Origin of the sequence: Parabacteroides faecis, from assembly GCF_014647375.1 — a bacterium.
Classification (GTDB): domain Bacteria; phylum Bacteroidota; class Bacteroidia; order Bacteroidales; family Tannerellaceae; genus Parabacteroides; species Parabacteroides faecis.
This window is the reverse complement of record NZ_BMPB01000004.1, coordinates 91,455-111,777: the sequence shown is the minus strand read 5'-3', so window position 1 is coordinate 111,777 and position 20,323 is coordinate 91,455. Positions and strand designations below refer to the sequence as shown.

The 20,323-nt window shown below is 43.7% G+C and carries 5 protein-coding genes; 3 read left to right on the top strand and 2 right to left on the bottom strand.

Features of this window, described 5'->3' with window-relative positions; translation table 11 throughout:
- Positions 1-11: 11 nt before the first annotated feature.
- Together IEY67_RS06620 and IEY67_RS06615 are read right to left on the bottom strand one after the other, a co-directional pair.
- The gene (locus IEY67_RS06620) at positions 12-6,689 is read right to left on the bottom strand and encodes an MBG domain-containing protein (protein WP_183668824.1); all 6,678 of its coding nucleotides are present in this window, start codon (positions 6,687-6,689) and stop codon (positions 12-14) included.
- Positions 6,690-6,998: 309 nt separating this feature from the next.
- Positions 6,999-12,143: a DUF6383 domain-containing protein gene (locus IEY67_RS06615; protein ID WP_183668822.1), complete on the bottom strand. Its 5,145-nt coding sequence runs from the start codon at positions 12,141-12,143 to the stop codon at positions 6,999-7,001.
- A gap of 820 nt (positions 12,144-12,963) precedes the next feature.
- Here IEY67_RS06615 and IEY67_RS06610 point away from each other — a divergent pair.
- The 3 genes from IEY67_RS06610 to IEY67_RS06600 all read left to right on the top strand — a co-directional run bounded on the left by IEY67_RS06610 (position 12,964) and on the right by IEY67_RS06600 (position 20,198).
- Positions 12,964-13,758 (top strand): thymidylate synthase, encoded by a 795-nt coding sequence (locus IEY67_RS06610; protein ID WP_122354807.1) that lies wholly within the window; start codon positions 12,964-12,966, stop codon positions 13,756-13,758.
- A 55-nt stretch (positions 13,759-13,813) separates the two neighbouring features.
- Positions 13,814-14,311 (top strand): dihydrofolate reductase, encoded by a 498-nt coding sequence (locus tag IEY67_RS06605; RefSeq protein ID WP_122373530.1) that lies wholly within the window; start codon positions 13,814-13,816, stop codon positions 14,309-14,311.
- A gap of 208 nt (positions 14,312-14,519) precedes the next feature.
- Positions 14,520-20,198, top strand: a complete 5,679-nt coding sequence (locus IEY67_RS06600; protein ID WP_183668820.1) for an alpha-2-macroglobulin family protein — start codon at positions 14,520-14,522, stop codon at positions 20,196-20,198.
- Positions 20,199-20,323 lie beyond the last annotated feature (125 nt).

Sequence of the window (20,323 nt, the reverse complement as noted above, 5' to 3'; positions counted from 1 at the left end):
AGTTTTACAGGTTACTTCTTAATGATCTTCACAGATTTGAATGTTCCGTCTTCCAATGTCACATTGAGCAGATAAATACCTGATCCAAATGATGACAGATCAATAACAGATCCCGGTTTGCGAATAACTTTCTGCACCGTTCCGTTCATCAATAGTAATTCTACTTGTTTGATCTCAGACGGAGCAGCAACTGTCACAGAGTGAGTAAACAGTCTCGGATAAACTTCGATATGATCAGTTACTGTGATCTTTTCATTATCGACAGACAGATATTCATCGTCTACCAGGAAGGTTACTACCACAGGTTCAGCAGCATTATAGTTCTTGTTACCATGCTGCATAGCTGTAACCGTTACCGTACCGGAAGTAACCGGAGTCAGGATCCATGCGTCTCCAATCTGGTTCACATAAGCAACAACGTCGTTAGACGAATTGAATGTAACCGGAAGTTTACTTGAAGCAGTCGCTGTAAGGATCACGTCGCCACCTTCTACGTCTATTACGCTTTCAGGGTTCCAACTGATTTTCTGCGAAGCAGCCAGCAGATTGTACTTGCCGTCTATATAAGAAACTTCGTAGTTATCGGATGTATAATTATCAGAGAATGTGATCGGATAAGTTCCCGCATCAGATGTTCTTGTTATAGTAGAACTGATACGCGGAGCAAAACCGAGGTCTTTCAACGTTTCACCATTCACGAAACCTGTAGCAGTATAAGTCAGTTCTTCCTGTTCTTTACCGTAAACAGACTCTTTATTATCGGCCTGGATAGTCACGGCAGCTTTGCTTACATTCAACAGACCGGATACATACGTGATCACATAGTTGCCACCGAAGTCCTGTGCAGAATACGGAGTCAGCTTATACGAACCTGCCTTGCCGCTGTATGCTACGAGGCGAACCACCGGAGCCTGGCCGACCTTGAAGTCTTCACCATTCAGGAAGTCATTCTTGTTATAATCGTAAGCATTTGCATAAGCAGGCATTGCATCACCATACTTTATATCGAAGTTACGGGCTGTTACAACAACCGGCTTCGGAGCGATCACCATCTTGTTCTTAGCTGTGTAAGAATAAGTAACCGAACCAAGCGTAGCTTTTACCGTTACGGTATATACACCTGCATCCACCGGAGCATCCTGTGTAGAAGGATAATAGGTCGGAACCGATCCCAACTGGTCACCTTCGTAATAGATACTGAAATCTTTCACAGCTTCGCCGGTTTCCACATCTGTCACCTTCACGCTTACAGCTCTCGGAGAACCGTCGTAAATGCTGGTTACGTTGGAAACGATCACATTCACCTTCGCGGCATCTCCTTCCGGAGCAACCACTTTGATAGTACCCGTTACAGGGATCGACTCTTCATATGTATCGTCGCCGTCGGCAAATACGGTAATGGTTACAAAGTTGTCACCTTCCGTGCGTACATTTCCGGTTACGGCATAAACACCTCTCGATACTTCAGACAGGATCACGCGTTCGCGATCGTTGCCTGACAACTCATAACGGATATCGTAGATAGACGGTTTACCGTCAGCTTCCGATTTCAGATAAGCAGACAACTCTACTGTTTCACCTACCGGGATCACCAGATTGCGCTGATCTTCCGGCCAGATGATCGTACGACGGATCTTATCGATCGACAAGACACCGTTTTCGTGAGTCACTGCATAGTTACGGGCTTCTCCTTCTACCGTGAAGTAGATATCATAAGAACCACGTGAATCAGATTTAGCATCTGTTGCCACTTTCGGCATTACCGAGAATACATCAGCCAGGTTTTCATATTCGTTATTCTTCAAACCGATATATTCGATTTCAAGTTCAGGATTACCTGCACCGTATGCACGGTTGTAACTGCATGCGCGAACGATCAACGGTGCTTTCGTCACTGTCAGTCCGGCATTCACAAGAGTAGCACCCGATATATTGAAGTTCGGAAGCAACGCTGCGATCTGAGCAACAGCCGAAGAAGTAAAGCGCAGTTCGTATGTACCTACGTCTGTCTTCTTATTAACACCGGACAAATCCAGCCAGCTCGTACGGTTTACCTTTTCACCGTTCAACAACTCAAGTATCTCAGTACGGAATGTATCGGACAGGTCGCCTGCCACATCAGCATATACGTCTGCATCGGTTGCATCTTCACCATATTCACGGGTTACCGAGATGGTTAAGATCAAATCTTCAGCTGCCAACGGAGCCGGAGTCACCGTTACTTTGGCTTCTGTTTCGCTTGCTGCGAACTTAACACCGATAACCGGAGTCAACATATCTTTCACCATCGCATCTACTGCACGGATCTGATAATCACCTACCGGTGCATCTGCTTTATAGACATTTTCGTCAACCGGCAGGATTGTTTCGAACAAATCGATCACATTCTTTTCGGCTAACAATTTCGCTTTATTCAACTTCGGTTCTGCCACGAATGTTAACTTAGTACTCAGGTCGGTATCTTTTGTTACTTCCGTACCATATACTTTCGTATAAACCTCTTTACCAGCTTTTATCTCTACGGTAGCCGGAGTCACTTTCAAAGTCGCCAGATCTGTATCCAACTGGATCTCGAAGTTTCCGATAGCCGCCTTCAAGGTAGAAGCATCTATGATACGAAGCTTGTAAGTACCCTGTGTAACATTATTCCTGATAGAATCGACCAATACACTGTTTAAGGTATTACCATGGAACTGAAGTTTATTGTTACGATACAACGCCCAATGCAGTTTGTTGTTTTTGAACAAAGCATTCCAGCGATCTTTAGTCATCGCAGCCGTCGGATTTTCCGGATCTTCTTTCAAAGAGACAAAGCCGAATCCATAATCATCAGCCACCAATGCCAAATCTGCCAGCTCATATACAGGAGCCGCATTGACAATACTCCAAACACCTTTCAATTGTTCTTCGTTGAATGTTATTACAATACCCGGAGCAATCACCTTCACAGCGTTAACTGCAGTTACCTCATCCGTTTCATCCACTTCTGCACCTTCTATTTCATAAACGAATGTATAATCTGCGGATGTAAGGTCAATCGTATAACTATAATCACCGATCACAGGATTCTGTTTATCCAGCTGTGCCTTTGTTGTAATCAAATCAACAACCAATGTATAATCGCTCTTAATCTTGCTACCGTTTAAAGCAACGATATCATCGTAAATCTGCTGAACAATCTGTGCTTTTGTCGCTTTACCGAAAATAAATGCAGCTTTCGCAGCACTTCCTTCTTCGGCTGTTGCAGCCAGATAAGTAGGCAAAGTGATCGTCAGTTTACGCTGGCCGATCTGTACAGAGTTCTGTACATTGTGGAAATCACTACCAAACTGATCGACAAGCAGGAAGTTCGGCAACAAGGCCGGATCAAGAACCTTCACCATATAGCCGTAGTCACCATTCTTAGGCATTGTTTCGGTTGCTTCAGCCGTACAATCAGCGGTAGTCAGCATAACCTGGAACAAATCTGCCGGATTTTCGAAACAACCATAGCTGCTCAACAAGCCTTCGTTTGCAGCCAGGAACTGACTAAGGATATCGGCTTCGATGGCCACCTTACGCTTTCCGTAACGGTAGAAAATATCGGTCGGGAATACGAACTCTACCGGAGCTTTGTTCACGACCAGAGTCTTAGCTCCTGTTTCACTTATTTCAATATTATCCGTCACTTTCTGAACGAATATAACCGAATAAGTATATGTATTGACCGGAACCGTACCTTCTTCTACCACATTATTGATTGCTACAGTGAAGCTTTTCAACGGTTTAACACCGGTCTTAGCCACCAGCTCGAAGAATTTCTGATTGGTAGGATCTTCCAGAACTGCTTTCTTCACAGAATCCAGCAGAGCGACTTTTGTGTTGATATCCTTGTAAGTCACGTCGACCTGCGGTAAAGTGAGTGTACATTTGGCCTTCATGATACGGAGAGCCAGTTTCGCGATCGCGTCATTACCGTTCACTGTCAGATGGATACTGGACGGAGCCGTATAATTTAATGTATAATACTCTGAGAATTGCGTATTGGCACCAGCAACCACTTCATATCCATACAGGTCGGATACCTGCGGATAGCTTTCACCGGCAATGCGTACCGGAAGATTTCCTGTAGAAGTTTCGTTGTTGATCAGGTAAGCCTTCACACCCCAGTTATTCAGGTTAGGAACAGTAACACGTTCCGCACCCGGAGTCAGTCTGAAATCATTCAATAAAGCCTCCGCATATTCATCGGCAGTCTCTCCGAACGGACGTTCCCACAATGGCAGTTGCACATTGACCGGCAACGGATATTCCGCCAGCGACTGACCGTTGTCCGTTAACCGTACCGAACGGGCATAAGTAGCTGTTGTATAACCAAAGAGTTCTATCGGGATAACAATACCGCCATCTTCATTCGTAAACTCTATCTTCTGTATATTATCATTCGGACTGAATACAACCGTATAAGAATAAACGTCTCTACTCATTGTCGGAACTAACGTCAGACTGGAGATATAAGCTCCCTTCATATCCGGATTCTTCAAAAGCAGGTCAGCCAGGATCGCTTTCTCGATCATATCATTGGAAGCACCTTCTTTCTTGAACTCATACTTGTAAAGTTTCACTTTTGCGATCGGACGCGGAGTAATATTTACAATACCTTCGAATGTCGTTGAATTATACTGCTGTCCGTTCACAAATACCTCTGAGAAGAGAACATCCAGATCGGAGCTTAACGTCACGCGATATGTTGCTGTTCCCATATTTTCCCTGATACGGGTATTAGTGATCTGTACATTCGCTATATACTCGGCCACAAACGGATTAGCCAGATAGATATATTCGCGTACCTTTTCTGCAAGCTGATCACGAGTCATATCCTTCACATATTGAACGGTATATTCACCGAATGTGAAATCGATAGTCGGACGAGGAACGATAGCGATGCTTCTCGAATAAGTTATTTCAATAGTCGTTTCTTTATTCACTACATTGATACGTGGATTTGCAGGAGTTTCAATTTCCTGCAGCGTCGCACTCTTATTGATAATAATCTTATAACCGAACGAATCGTCTGTTTCTGCGATCGCATTCTTATTGCTCAGATCATTATTGATCAGACGCACACTGAATGTTTCGTTCCCCAGGACACCTGCATTGCGTACCAGCAAGTCGCTCTTGATACGACGGATGACCGCTTTCGGAAGCATCTCTTTTTCGTAATTGATCTGATAGTTGCCCGGATAAGCCAAAGAGTGAGTAGTAGGCAATGTCGTTACAAACAACAGAGAATTGTTAAATGTACAAACATTTCCATTCACCACCAGATTGGCACTCGACACATTTCCATCCGTAACAAAATTCAGATTAGTCTGGGACAAATCACCTTGAACCGTTACTTTATATCCGAGTTGGGTATTATCGGCCATGCCGGATGAAACTGTACCTCCGGTTACTTCTATCTGAGGAACAAGCCCCTGGTCTACCATATCCGGATTAATATCCTGGATCAGTCTTTTCAGCATTGTAGCCACTGCTGTGTTGTCGTTATAATCACCGATGCGGATCGGACTCGATAGAAAATCTGGTAATTTAACCGGCAGCGTATTCTTTCCTATGGCTATTGCATTGGCAATATCGTAACTCCACTGTGCAGTGTTCAAAGAAATACTGGCTCCGCCTACACCGGCAGAAACATTACTTCCTTCACCATAATTAGGCAACAACACCACACGGTAACTATATACAGCACCGGGGGATAACGGACCAGAGGTCACTTCATTGGTGAAATTACTGTTTGAATACACTTTTATTTCGGAAATAAAATCATCCGAAGAACTGATATTGTTTGTGATCAGTCTTTTGATCCGGTTCAGATTGATATTGGAAGCCGGATCCAGTTCTCCCAGTCCTCCCACCTTTTCGGCAAATACGGGGAATACCGTATTATCGATAGGTTTCTCTTTTACAACCAATTGTTTTGTAGAAATATAAGAACCGGTCTCTTGCTTTGTACAATTGGCCAAAGTCGGTTCATAAGCGAACTGACCGGTCGGTGGAAATGTCACGACCACGTCATACTTTCCGGCCTCCAACAGGTTACTTCCGGTATATTGGACAGAAGCACCGTCTTTAACCAGAAAAACCGAAGCATCATTAAATGAAACTCCGGGCATATCGAGCACCTGTATTTTGGTATACAGGTTGCTGACAGATGTACCATACACATAATTTCCCCAGTTAGCCGGGAACTTCAAATTACCGACAGCCTGACGAGCTTTGATCTCGATCGCCAAGGGCACGGTAACAGTCACAGCCCCTCCTGTAGGTCCATCGACCCGATTGGGAGTTATAGGATTCTGGTCGATCGCCCGGAAAAAGTTAAATGTTCCGGAAGATGCGGTTATATTAAAGGTATAATTATAACTGCCGGCAACCAGATCGCCGGTATGTGCACTTCCGCCACCTCTGACGGTGACATCTGAAACAGTTGCCGATTCGCCACTCTGGTCTACGACATCCTGTATTAAACTTTGGATATGGGATTTTAGCTGTTCTGCATTTGCCTCACTGGTTCCTTCATAATAAGACAAGACATCTTTCACGGGGACATAAATGTCTGCTGCAATCGCCTGTGTAATATACCCTCCCAACAGAAGCACGAATATAAGTAGTCGCCTACTCACATCGATCAAGTATACTTTTTTCATACGCCATTATTTTATTTTGTTTATACTTCAATCAATAGATAGTAAGTGCTTATAATCAAGTTAATTAAAATAATACAAACCCTGACAAATAAACTCCGCCAGGGTTTGTATCCGCTTTCATTCTTCACAGAGCTAAGGCGGAAGAATTTATATTTCATTACTTTAGTATTAATACCCGCATTTTCGCCTTCGCAGGTTAGTTGGTGTCAGGTAGAGACGTTGCAAGCAACGCCTCTACATCCGCCACGCGGCTATTAGAAATTAAATTATTGATTATAAACTTCTTTATATCAATAGTTATTCATTCTTTTACTTAACGACTGCTTTCACAATTGTTCCGTCTTCAAGAGCTACAACCACGATTCCGGAAGGAGCGTTGAATGTAACATTGTCAGAAGTAATGGTCGTGTTAGCAATAGTCTGACCCAATACATTGCTGATAACAACTTTCTTGTTAGTAGCATTCAGGATCGTAACCTTACCCTGGCCACCCAGAACTGTTACGTCAGTTGTATTGATAGATTCGTTAGAAACCGGATTATGTTCTTCTGCTTCATCGAAGTAGATGTCACCAGTAGAGGTAGCAGTCTTAGATGTAGCGAAGTCATAGAAGTCTTCCGACGGAATCATTTCCTCACCACCTACACACTCATTGAATGCACGTACACGTGCAGTGTAAGCTGTCTGCGGGATCAGGTTATGAACAGCTATCGACGTGGATGTTGCAGTAACCTTGAACGATTCTTCACCGTCGAAGTTGACATCATCCTGCCATTCGTAATAAGCTGTAGGCAATGAACCTACTTCAGTTCTCCAGTCACCAGTGTTGAACTCACCACCGTTGATAGGCATACCCTGAACCGGCTTTCTTACCATCCATGTTGCAGGAGTATCGAACAGATAAATGTCGATCTGGTGTTCGTCAGTCTGGAATCCTTCCATCAAACGGATAGTATATTTAACCGGCTTCGTGATGTCTGTAGTCAGTTCCATGTTGTCCATCTGGTGGGCAATCGGAGCATAACCCCAGTTTCTGTCGATCGGTTGCGTATTACCTTGCAGTTCGAAGTTGTCTACACTTACCTTAGTTATCTCTTTCTGAGGTTTACCTGCAGCATCAGTATATTCTTTAGTTACTTCCAACCAGTAGTTAACTTTATTATCACGGTGGATAACATCGCCTGTTGCGTTGAACAATTCAACCCAGATAGTCTTGCTTGCATCGTCAGCACGTACTTCAGACATGAATACATCTTCTGAAGTGAACTTCGGAGTGAAGCGACCTACAGCTACCTGATAGTACTGAGCACCCGGAGTTGCTGTCCATTTGATGCGAGCATCGCTACCACCAACATCACCCGGTTCCATATCTTTGATATACGGCATTTCAAGACCGGCAGTGAATGCCAGCGGCAGATTCTGCTGAACGTCACATACAGCTGCCAGAGACAGTGCATTTTCTACGTCACACAGATCTTCTACATTCGGAGTAGCACGAACAGCGATCTGAGCAGCTACGTCACCACGAAGAACATTCTTAACCAGTTCGCCTGCAGCACCCTTATAGATATAAGGAGCATCTTCTACCGTACCAGCCAGTTCCATGGATTTCTCACGGATGAACAGTTTCACTTCTTTAGCTTTGTTTGTTCCGAATGTGAACAAGTCAGAAGCGCTCAACAAGTTGATTTCCTGTTCTACCTTAGGATCTGTATCTTTTACAGTAGTACCGTAATGAGGCAGGTCACGACCCTGGATATAGAATACAGAATCTTTAGATGCGCCACCATTGACAACACCGAACTGGAATGCATTGATCTTGTTCTTACCTGCAGCATCCGAGCTGAACCATACTTCAGGAACTTTCACGTCACCCTTGATAGTTGCAGTCAATGTATCGTTGATATTGATTCCGTAAGGAGCCCAAATACCGAAGTGTTTCCACTTTTCATCTTCAAATGACAGATTATGTTTGTAATCATCCAAGTCGAAGAAGTATACACGGTTCCATCTTTCAACATCAGCACCATGCTGTTGCGGAGCCAGACGGATAGAGTCTTTCGCATAGTAGCGAGCCCACATACCCTTTTCTGAACCACTTGTGATTGTATCGATAGTCATTGCAATACCATCGCGATCTTTCGGATCGAACTTAGCAGAAACAAGAGCCAATACTTCACCGTATTTGTTCGGAGAGATCTGAACTGTAGTACCAACTGTATCAACTTTACCATAAGGTATACCATTCAGGTCGGCAAGAACTGTTACTTCATAATCGAAAGCACCTTTCTTGTTAGAGAATACATCCATATCAACCGGTTCAACAATGTTCAAACCAGAGATAATGAACTGACCGTCGCGCACCGGATAGCAAGTATTTACATAACGAGTTTTGTAATCCTTACGGAACATTTCGTTATAGATCAAGTTAGGAGCAGGAACCCAGTTAGTTCCGGATTCTGATACATATCCACCGTAACCACTATAGTTAGGAATGTTACCGCCACCGCAGTCGTTGCAAGAACCGAACTGCTGAGTCAGGAATGAATAGAAGCTTGTATATGAACCGATGATCTTATCAGCGTTCATTGTAGTAGTCAAACCTCTGTCAGTAGTACCGAATGTATAGAACTCGTTCCAACCCTTCTTGTTGGATGTAGTTACACCGAACTGAGCTACGTGGTTGAATACGTTAGGCGTACCTTCGAAGCAGCAATAATCCCAATATTCTTTAGCGATCGGAAGCAGGTTCACGTCGTTGTAAGGTACATATTTAACAGTCATATCAAGACCGTTTTCTTCCAAGTACTGTACAGCGTAGTCGTTATCCAGGTCAACTTTGTAAATCAAAGTATCACCTGTGCTCATACCGATAAATTTACCCCACTGGTATCCGTCGTATTCTTCGATCGGTTTTTCCTGATTACCTTTCTTCACATATACTTTTGCGAAATCAAGGCTTTCACCAGTGAACATGAACGCATTTGTATGATAAACTGCATCGTCAAAGCTTTCAGTTTTAGAGAACTTTTCTTTGAAGACCTTGATAGAAGCAACTGTACCACCAGCAACATCAGGTTTCAAACCTGTTGCGAAGATCTTAACAGTGTGAGGTCTTGACTCATATTTGTAGTTATCCCATTCGTCGTAAGGAGCGAAGAAGAAGTCTTTACGGTCGATACGTTCGAAATATTTCAGGAATTCAGAGCTAAGAACGCCCATAGCGTGGCTTAACAGAGACTGGTCAGTATCCTGGAACCATACGAATGTATTGTTACCGAAGATCTTGATCGGGCCTGAATAAACTGCACCACCAACCTTATCCATCAGATCCTGTCCAGTGTAAGTATAAGTTGTACCTTTCAATACATCTTCATTTTCAAAATATCTTGCGATAGAAGCATCGTAAGTCAGAGCCGGATTAATAGTATATGTTTCATTTACATACTTAGACTCGTCGTCACCAATATTCACATCACCACGATGATATTTAAAGATAGCATTTACGCTAACGATGTTCGGATAGATATTACCTGAACAGTCGATTACAGGAAGATTTTCAACATAAGAACCGATTTCTTCCGGTTCATCTTCGATACAGCATTCCGGACAACCATGTTCTTCCAACCATGCAGCATAGTCAGTATAGCTATGTCCGTAAACAGACATCGGCAAGTAACGACCCGGCACATAAGTAGAGTCTTTCTTATTCTGATCATTAATGAAGACGATCTTCCAACCCTTGATATTTACATCGTCATCATAACGATCGGTTGAATGCTTCGGCGCTTTTGTGCGGTTAACCAGCAGCAATTCACCATAATGCATTTCATCCATTGTACGACCATTGTCGAATGAGTTGAAATAAGGCAGATTCTTGAAGCTAACTTTTGCAGTCTTGAAATCCAGATATTCGTCGAAGAACAGATCGTTCAATTCGTTATATTCAGGAACAGAAGTAGCCTGAAGTGCATAACGAGCTGTATCAGAAGCTTCAGCTGTGATAGTAGACCAGATATAGTTAGATTTTTCGAATGCTTTTACTTCCTGCGGAGCAAAGTAATAAGTGAAACGAGCGCTTGATTTGCAATCGCGATCATCGGTAGCATCTGTCTGAACGAAGAATTCACGAGGGATCAGATAAGTAACTTTCTTATCTTTGCCCGGTGTACCTTTTATAACAACTTTGTAAGCTGGACCAGCTGTCAGTTCATCCATAGATACCCAACCCTGAACTTTCGACATATCGTCTTTCTGGGAGATTTCCATCTTATCAACGATAAACGGATACTCCACGTTCAATTCGTAATATGCCAATTCTTCTTTTGAGTTCTGAGCCTGAGTTTGATCAATAAGAGCCAGAACATCACGATCTGCACCACCGAAAGTTGCAGTATACTCATTATTTGACTTGCTGTTCTCATACAATGTATTCCACAGATCTACTGTTGTTGTCAATGTATCGGTAGCGCAAGAAGTATTACGTCCGGCACCAGCTTCAAATATCTTTGTATTTGCAGCACCGAAAGCAACATCCGGACGATTGAACGCCAATCTTGCATTTGTGAATACTGTCAACGGTTCTGTGTTCTTTGAACCTGTAGATTCAACTGCATCATCAGCAAGTGATTTAGCACCTCTGAACATAACAATAATCATCTTGTTGTCCAAAGATCCCTGCTGCCATGAATTAGGATTCGTATTATCGGCATCAGAAACATGCGCTTTAATATGATGCGTATGGGCTGTTGCTATTTCATGGTTATTAGCTGTGAAAACTGCACGGTCGCTAACCATCTGACCTACAAATTCTCCTGACAGATCATAAACATATACATCATATGTCCAGTCGATCTTACGGTTTACCAGGTCCGTATTACCAAAAGCACGAATATCCATTTCAACGCTTTCAACACCTGTCAAGCCTTTTGTGCTATACAGGAAGTCTACACGTGAACTGGCAGTCTGGTTCTGATAAATACCTAATCCGGTATTGCCTTTGTCATCTGTAAATTTCAGATATTCGGCCGTATTCATTTCTTCGTGATTCTTAATATCCGAATAAGCCATCTCCAGATACTTTCCGGTGAAAGGCTTCAGATAGTTAGGAGCATCACTTGCATCCAGATTGAAGAAGGTTACAAAAACACCGTTCATCAAACCTGCATTCATCTTTGTGAAGTCGATCAACGACTCATAGTTGCCATAAGAAGTCGAATTTGCTTCCCAATGATCGTGAACGTTCACCTTGTCGATCGGTTTCAAATGAGTCGGGCCACTTACCAGACCAGCCTCATTTTCCCACGCACTTTCAGAGTCCACTGTTTCATACCACTTAGCCTTAATATTGGCATAGTCCGGGTCTGCTGCATTCAGCATCGGAGACAAGCCATAAAAAGCCATAGCACATAAAAGAGCGGCCGACCCGCCTTTTACCAAAGTACTTTTTCTCATACGTAAAACATTTAATTAATAAAATTATAATCTATAATCATTTCGATAAAATCTCTCTCATTTAGCTCATTTCAGCTACCTAACCCCGTAGGACACAAGAAAAAGCATTTTAGGGGAACTGCTAAATGCCTGTATCAGGGCATCTTTTTTACCCGTCGATTACCGATTTGACGAGTTTAAACGTTCCTTTTTTCTAGTCATGCGTTTAGGATTCTTTTACTTTTGTAACAGGAAGCGGGTATTTTGTCCCTGTTTTCGTATTGTACTGATAAGAAAGCAGATAGAAAAGTGAAAAAAGTTCTGAAAAGAATTGCAGGTTCAAAAGGAATGCGTATTTTTGCTGCAAGAAAAAAAGGAACGTTTTTTTTAGTCATTGAAAATCAGACCTCACGCCCTGCAATTCATTACATACAAAGAATTCAGATCATTTATTAAATAAGTATTTTGCATTAAACTCCCAAGGGTTGGAAGACCATAAAACTAACGTACGTGTACTTTAATATTAATAAATATATATCCAAAATTATCCATACTTCCAAACTGCATAATTAAAAATTTTCAGCTTTTATATAAATGTAGTACTCACACGTGTCCTCCACTCCCCGATTATCATTTTGTCACTACTATACCGGGTAAATCAGATTAGTATGCCGTATAAATTGAATTACCCTGGCGACTAATATTTTTTAACGTATCATTTAGCTAATCAAAGACGCATATCTTTTTACAATTTGTAAACAGGGAAAACTCCATTTTAAAACTTACCTGTTGTTTAATACAAATCCCTTTCGTATTTTTGTAAGCTACTAGAGAGATAAAAATGAAACAATACTTAGAATTGCTGGATCGCGTATTAGCCGAAGGTGTCAGGAAGGAAGACCGTACCGGGACCGGTACACAAAGTGTTTTCGGCCATCAAATGCGATTCAATATGGAAGAGGGATTTCCTCTGCTTACAACGAAGAAGCTGCATCTGAAGTCGATCATATACGAACTGCTCTGGTTCCTGCAGGGAGATACCAATGCGAAGTATTTACAGGAACATGGCGTGCGTATCTGGAACGAATGGGCGGACCCTGACGGAAACCTGGGACATATCTATGGATTCCAATGGCGCTCGTGGCCGGATTACAAAGGAGGTTCCATCGATCAGATCAGTGAAGCAGTCGAAACGATCAAACATAATCCGGATTCCCGACGGATCATTGTCAGTGCCTGGAATGTGGGTGACCTTGAAAACATGAACCTTCCTCCGTGTCATGCATTTTTTCAGTTTTATGTGGCGAACGGACGCCTGAGCCTACAATTGTATCAGCGCAGTGCCGACATATTCCTGGGTGTACCTTTCAATATAGCTTCTTACGCACTGCTATTGCAGATGATGGCACAGGTTACAGGACTGAAAGCCGGAGATTTCGTTCATACGCTGGGCGATGCCCATATTTACAGCAATCATATTGAACAGGTAAAACTACAGCTTACCCGCGAACCGCGTCCTCTCCCCCGGATGGAGATTAATCCGGATGTAAAAAGCATCTTCGATTTCAAATACGAAGATTTCAACCTGACCGGTTATGACCCGCATCCCCATATAAAAGGAGAAGTGGCCGTATAAACGGTGATACTTATTTAATTCGGAATATAAACATGACTAATAAATCGATAAGTTTATGAGTACAATTTCAATCATTGCCGCAATTGCAGAGAACAACGCGATTGGTAAAAACAACAAGTTGTTATGGCGTCTGCCTGCCGATATGAGACGTTTCAAAGATTTGACCACCGGCCATGCCGTGATCATGGGACGTAAAACATTCGAATCTCTGCCCAAAGGACCGCTTCCCAACCGGAAGAATGTAGTCCTGACAACCTTGCCGGAAGCAGGTTTTGTAAACTGCTTTGCCTGCGAATCAATGGGCGCTGCATTGGATATCTGCGAAAAAGAAGATGAAATATTCATCCTCGGCGGCGCTTTGGTTTACCGCCAGGCATTACGCATCGCAGACAGGATGTACATCACACGCGTACATGGAGAGTTTAAGGATGCCGACACATTTTTCCCTGTCGTAAACTGGGATATGTGGGAAGAAGTGGAACGCCAGGAATTTCCTGCCGACGCTAAACATGCTTATCCATATACCTTCCTGACTTACGTCCGTAAAAAATAATTTTATCCCGTATTTCGGGTTCATGGATTCATATAGTAGCATAATCTTTGATAATATGCATTGTACTATATGAATCCATGTTCTTTTTTAACCTCCACCTGACAGCCTCCATTATTACACCTTATTAACAATAGGTTTACATCTTTTTACCCTTTCTTTGTATCTATATAGCAAAGAACGTTGTTTAACATGTAAACCCATTACAGATATGAAGATAAAAGCTATTATTGTTTCCGCATTGATACTCTGCTGTTTGTCAGCAGCTATCATGTATACAACAGCGGCACAATCGAAAAATGAAAGCAAAATGATTACCGAAGCCATTCAAGGTAAGAATACACCGCAACTGATCAAAGCATTGATCAGCCGGATGAAAGAACAGCTGGACGTGAATGAAGATGATTTCCCGGAACTGATCAAGGAAGTAGAAAACTATGCGGCCGAATGCAAAGATCCCGCCTCGACAGCCGTACTCCATTCGATGATTGCCGAAATGTATAATCATTATTATACCATGAACCGCTGGAAGATCAGCCAACGTACCGACCTGGCAGGTTATGCCCCGGAAGATATCCGCGAATGGACTTCCAATCTTTTCACCCAAAAGATAAAAGAAGAACTGACTGCTTCACTCGAACCAGCCAAGCTATTACAGGATACACCGGTCTCGGCATTCGATGCTATTCTGGAAACCGGAAAGGACACGCCTGTCCTACGCCCTACATTATATGATTTTCTCGCATTCCGGGCACTGGACATTGCTCCTTCCGCCGATATATATAAAGAACTTATCACGTATCTGAATACACAGCCGGACAGAAAAGCAGCTATGCTCGCCAATCTGGATTATCTTCGCTTTCAATACACTTCCCGCTATTCGGAAAAAGCAAGAGAAGAATATAGCGCTTCGCTGGATAGCCTGCTGGCTATTTACGGAAACAAAGACTATTCCGTAGAAATTGTCGAAGCCAAGCTGAACAGCGGATTGTTCGGGTTCACAGCCGGTATTAATATGGATTCCGTGAGAACTATCGAATATAAACTTTGTAAAGAGACAATCGCCCGTTTTCCCAATTACGAACGGATAGGCCTGATCAAAAACAGGCTGGCAGATATGCAAAATCCGATCTTACAGGTGAATACGGCCAATACCGTATATCCGGGAAAAGACCTGACACTCAAATTGAATTTCCGGAATATCCCGCAGATCACCGCCCGTATATACAAAAGTCTGAAAACTCCGCAACAGACCCTTTTTTATGACGACAGAGATACCGCCACCAAGCCCGGTGCACTGGTTAAAGAAGTGACATTCTCCTTAACAGCTCCCAATACGTATACGCAGCTGGATACCAGTCTTGTGATCCCGATGGATCAAATAGGATTATATGAATGCATCATTACCGTACCGGAAAGCAATATAAAAACGAACAATCTGTTTGAAGTCAGCCGCCTGGCATCCATCTCACGCAACATGCAAAATGGGAATACGGAAGTATTGGTTACCGACTTTTTAAGCGGAAAACCGATAACTGACGCTACCGTTACTTATTATTCAGGCAAACGCCGTGAAATGCAACAGCAAGGAACCGTAAAAACGGATAAAGACGGTATCGCCATATTCTCACGCAAAGGTGACCTGATGGCTTACCGGGTGAGCCGCCAGGGAGATGCCCAGACAATGTTGACAATGGTTTATCCGAACGGGGAACGGCAAGTCAACCGGACCACCCGCCCGCAACTGGCTTTATTCACAGACCGCGGACTTTACCGTCCGGGACAAACCCTTTATTTCAAAGGTATTGCATACACAAACGAAACAAGCAAACCTCACGCTCTTGAAGGCGAGACGTTCAAAGTAATCCTTCGGGATGCCAACTGGAAAGAAGTGGCGACCAAAGAATTCAAGACAAATAAGTTCGGCTCTTTCAACGGTGAATTTACCTTACCGCAGCAAACACTGAACGGCACATTCACGCTATCTACCGATTATGCCAGTACGAATATCCGTGTCGAAGAATATAAACGTCCGACATTCCAGGTGAATATACTTCCCGTCAAAGATGAAATATCTTTCGGCGACCTGGTAACCATCCGGGGAAAAGCTGAAACATTCTCGGGCGTTTCGCTGCAAAGCGGTGAAGTGACCTATCGAATCACCAAGCAGCCTCTGTTATTGCGCGGTTACTTCCCCATCAATAATTCATACGAACAGGTGGCGGAAGGCCGAACAACAGTGAACAGTGACGGCACATTCTCATTCGACTTCCGACCGGAAGAATCCGGTAACTACCAACCCTACCTGATCTCGGTTACATTGACCGACAGCAATGGAGAAACTCAAGAAGCAAGTTCGACAATAACAGTCGGAAAAACAAGTATCATCCTGACAACCAATATTCAAGGAGAGTTCGATAAAGATTCGGCAGATGTTGTCATCTCTGCCCAAACCCTGAACAGAGAACAGGTTACGCTAGATGGTACTTACACAATAAACAAACTGCAAGATGAGAACAAGGAAACATATTCCGATTATGAATTCATAGATTACAAAGTCGGGAAACAGGTTGCCAGCGGAAATTTCACCTCCGGCAAGCAGATAGATAGAGATGTATTCCGGAAACTGGAATCCGGACGTTACCGCATCAAGATAGAAGCAAAAGATTCGAAAGGACGTCCGGCTACAACAGAACAGGATTTCATCCTGTATAGTTTGCGCGACAAAAAGCCGCCGGTATTCAAGCATGTCTGGTTGCTGAACGAGAAGACCAGTTGTCTGCCGGGTGAAGAGGCAAAGATACTGTTCGGCACTTCCGATAAGGATGCGCATGTACTATACGAATTATTCCGGAACGGTCAATGTCTCTCACGTAAGTATGTGGTATTGAGTAACGAGAACCACCTCTTCCGTATCCCATTCAATGAAAGTTACGGAGATGGTATCGTGGCAACTTTTACCTTTATCAAAAAAGGTAAGTTATACAGAACCCAGTCAGAGATAAAGCGTCAGCAACCTGATCTCCGGTTAACGATCAAACCGATCACTTTCCGTGACCGCCTGCTGCCCGGCAACCGGGAAACATGGAAATTCAGAATACTGGATACCGACTCCGTACCTGCTATGGCAGAAATGCTTGCCAGCATGTATGATGCTTCCCTGGATAAGATATTGCCGTACGGCACATTCAAATGGAACTTCGACCCGCAAAGGTCCGTTTATCTGAATGCCCCGGCATTCAACAATGGTATCAGCCTGGACGATAAATCGTCGTACAAATCAGGAGAACCTGACTTCATTTCAGTTCCGGACTATCAGTATGACCGCCTGGACTGGCAGGGTGTATTGAGTTACAGACAGCAGAGAGCTTACGGATCAGGTATAATGATGAAGTCGGCAGCCGCCCCAATGGCCGCCGAGGCACAAGTTGTCGGCTACAGAAGCAATGATGCAGCGTCCATTACCGGAAATGCAAACATCGTAGACGATGAAGTTGAAGAATCCGGCGAAATGTTATTCAGTTTATCTGACGCTGCATGGGACAAAGCGGAAGCGAAACCCGTACAAGCACAGCCTCAACTCCCGGTACGTGAAAACTTCAACGAAACAGCCTTCTTCTATCCGTCATTACTGACCAATGAAGAAGGAGACGTCATGGTACAGTTCACATTGCCGGAAAGCAATACGACCTGGAAATTCCAGGCATTGGCCAATACGGTAGATATGAAATACGGCCTGCTGACAAAAGAAGTAATCAGTAGTAAACCGTTGATGGTCGTTCCGAACCTACCCCGTTTCATGCGACAGGGAGATGAAGTATCTGTCAGCACGCAGGTGATCAACAATTCCAAGGCATCCATCTCCGGACGTGTCAGCCTCGAGCTGTTCGATCCTGCCACAGACCAGCCGGTTATCTGCCTGACCAAATCGCAGAGGCCGTTCACATTGTCTGCCGACAGTATTACGACCGCCTCATGGACCTTCCGCGTACCGGAGACTACCAATCTGATCGGTTGCCGTATCGTAGCTGATTCCGAATCAGGAAGTGACGGGGAACAACATCTGATCCCGGTTCTGTCCAACCAGATACTGGTAACGGAAAGTACTCCGTTCTATCTGATGGAAAACGGGGAAAAACAAATCCGCCTGTCCGGATCAAAAGCAGCAGGCAGCCGTAACCCGTTCAGAATGACACTGGAGTTGACCGGTAATCCGATATGGTACGCCGTACAGGCATTACCAACGCTTACACAACCGGCAAACGATAACATTATTTCCTGGTTTGCCTCCTATTACAGCAATACGCTGGCTAATTATATTGCCACAGCCAATCCGCGCATTCAAAAAGTGATCAGCCAATGGAAAGCACAAGGCGGAACAGCCTCCACGCTTTATTCAAACCTGCAGAAAAACCAGGAACTGAAGAATATCCTATTGGAAGAAACACCATGGGTATTGGCTGCAGAAAATGAAACGGAACAAAAACAACGTCTGTCACTCCTGTTCGACATGAACCGTGCCGCCCAGCAACGTGAAGTAGCATTGCAACAACTGTTGAAACTACAGAACGAAGACGGCGGATGGAGTTGGTTCAAAGGTTTCCCGGCAAGCCGGGAGATCACGCTTTCTATCCTGAAAGGAATGTCTCAACTGGTCGAGATGAGTGCCGTACAATATGGACAACAGGAGAAAGAAATGCAGATGAAGGCTCTTAAATATCTGGACAAACAGATGCAGTCCGACTATGAGTCCTTGCAAAAGAACAACAAGAAATGGCAGAGCAGCGTGCCGAACGCTTTACAACTGGAATTCCTGTACGTCCGTAGTTCTTACCGCGATATTCCTGAATTGGGAGATGCCCGTGAAGCGATCCGTTTCTACACGACACAGGCTGAAAAGACCTGGAACGAACAATCACTCTACGGAAAGGGAGAAATAGCTCTGCTAATGTACCGCAACGGTAAAAAAGAGGTCACAAATACCATCCTGGCCTGGTTGCGTAAAACAGCAACCACTACAACCGAACAGGGTATGTATTGGGCTAACAACCGGAGAGGAAACAACTATTTCATCTCTCCGATCGAAACACATTGTTTACTGATGAAGGTATTCAATACATTATCACCCGATTCCAAAGACACCGACCGTATGAAACAATGGTTGCTGAACCAGAAACGTACCCAAAACTGGGAATCTGTTCCTGCTACGCTGAATGCCATCTACGCATTGGTACTGACCGGAAGTGACTGGCTGAACGATAACAATACCTGCACCGTTACCTGGGGCGATAAAACATACAGTACTGCCGAAGGAGAAACAGCAACAGGTTATCTGAAGGTTGTACTGGATGAAAAAGAAATTTCATCCGAAAGAAATTCCATTTCCATTCGGAAGGAAGGAAATGCACCTGCCTGGGGAGCTGTCTATGAACAATACTTTGAAAACATCGACAAAGTAGAAAAACAGACAGGTGTACTCAACGTTGAAAAGAAATTATTCATTGAAAGCAACAGCGGTAGCGGTCTGCAGATCACTCCGGTGGAGAACGGAAAACTCCAGCCGGGTGACAAGGTGGTCGTACGCCTGACCATTCGTACCGACCGTGAAATGGATTATGTCTTCCTGAAAGACCTGCGAGCCGGTTGTTTCGAACCTGCCAGCCAGGTTTCCGGTACAAAGTTCAGAGACGGAGTGGCTTATTACCAGTCACCGACAGATGTTTCCGAAAATTTCTTTTTCAACCGCTTACCGGCCGGAACCTTCGTGATCGAATATCCGGTTTACGTTTCCCGTACAGGTGAATATGCCGGAGGAATCAGTACAATCCAATGTCTGTACGCACCCGAATTCATATCTCATACGGAAGGGGAAACACTGACGGTTAATTGAAAATAGAAAATGGAGAATTGAAAATCAGAGGAAGAATATCAAGGGGAAAAGTAGTTTAGATTTCGCCCGTTAACAATTTTCAATTTTCAATTCTCCATTTTCAATTCTAAATCCCTATCTTTGTG

What these genes read in the sequence shown, in the direction of transcription:
- IEY67_RS06620 (WP_183668824.1), bottom strand. Translation starts at nt 6,689, where the DNA reads ATGAAAAAAGTATACTTGATCGATGTGAGTAGGCGACTACTTATATTC.
- IEY67_RS06615 (WP_183668822.1), bottom strand. Translation starts at nt 12,143, where the DNA reads ATGAGAAAAAGTACTTTGGTAAAAGGCGGGTCGGCCGCTCTTTTATGT.
- IEY67_RS06610 (WP_122354807.1), top strand. Translation starts at nt 12,964, where the DNA reads ATGAAACAATACTTAGAATTGCTGGATCGCGTATTAGCCGAAGGTGTC.
- IEY67_RS06605 (WP_122373530.1), top strand. Translation starts at nt 13,814, where the DNA reads ATGAGTACAATTTCAATCATTGCCGCAATTGCAGAGAACAACGCGATT.
- IEY67_RS06600 (WP_183668820.1), top strand. Translation starts at nt 14,520, where the DNA reads ATGAAGATAAAAGCTATTATTGTTTCCGCATTGATACTCTGCTGTTTG.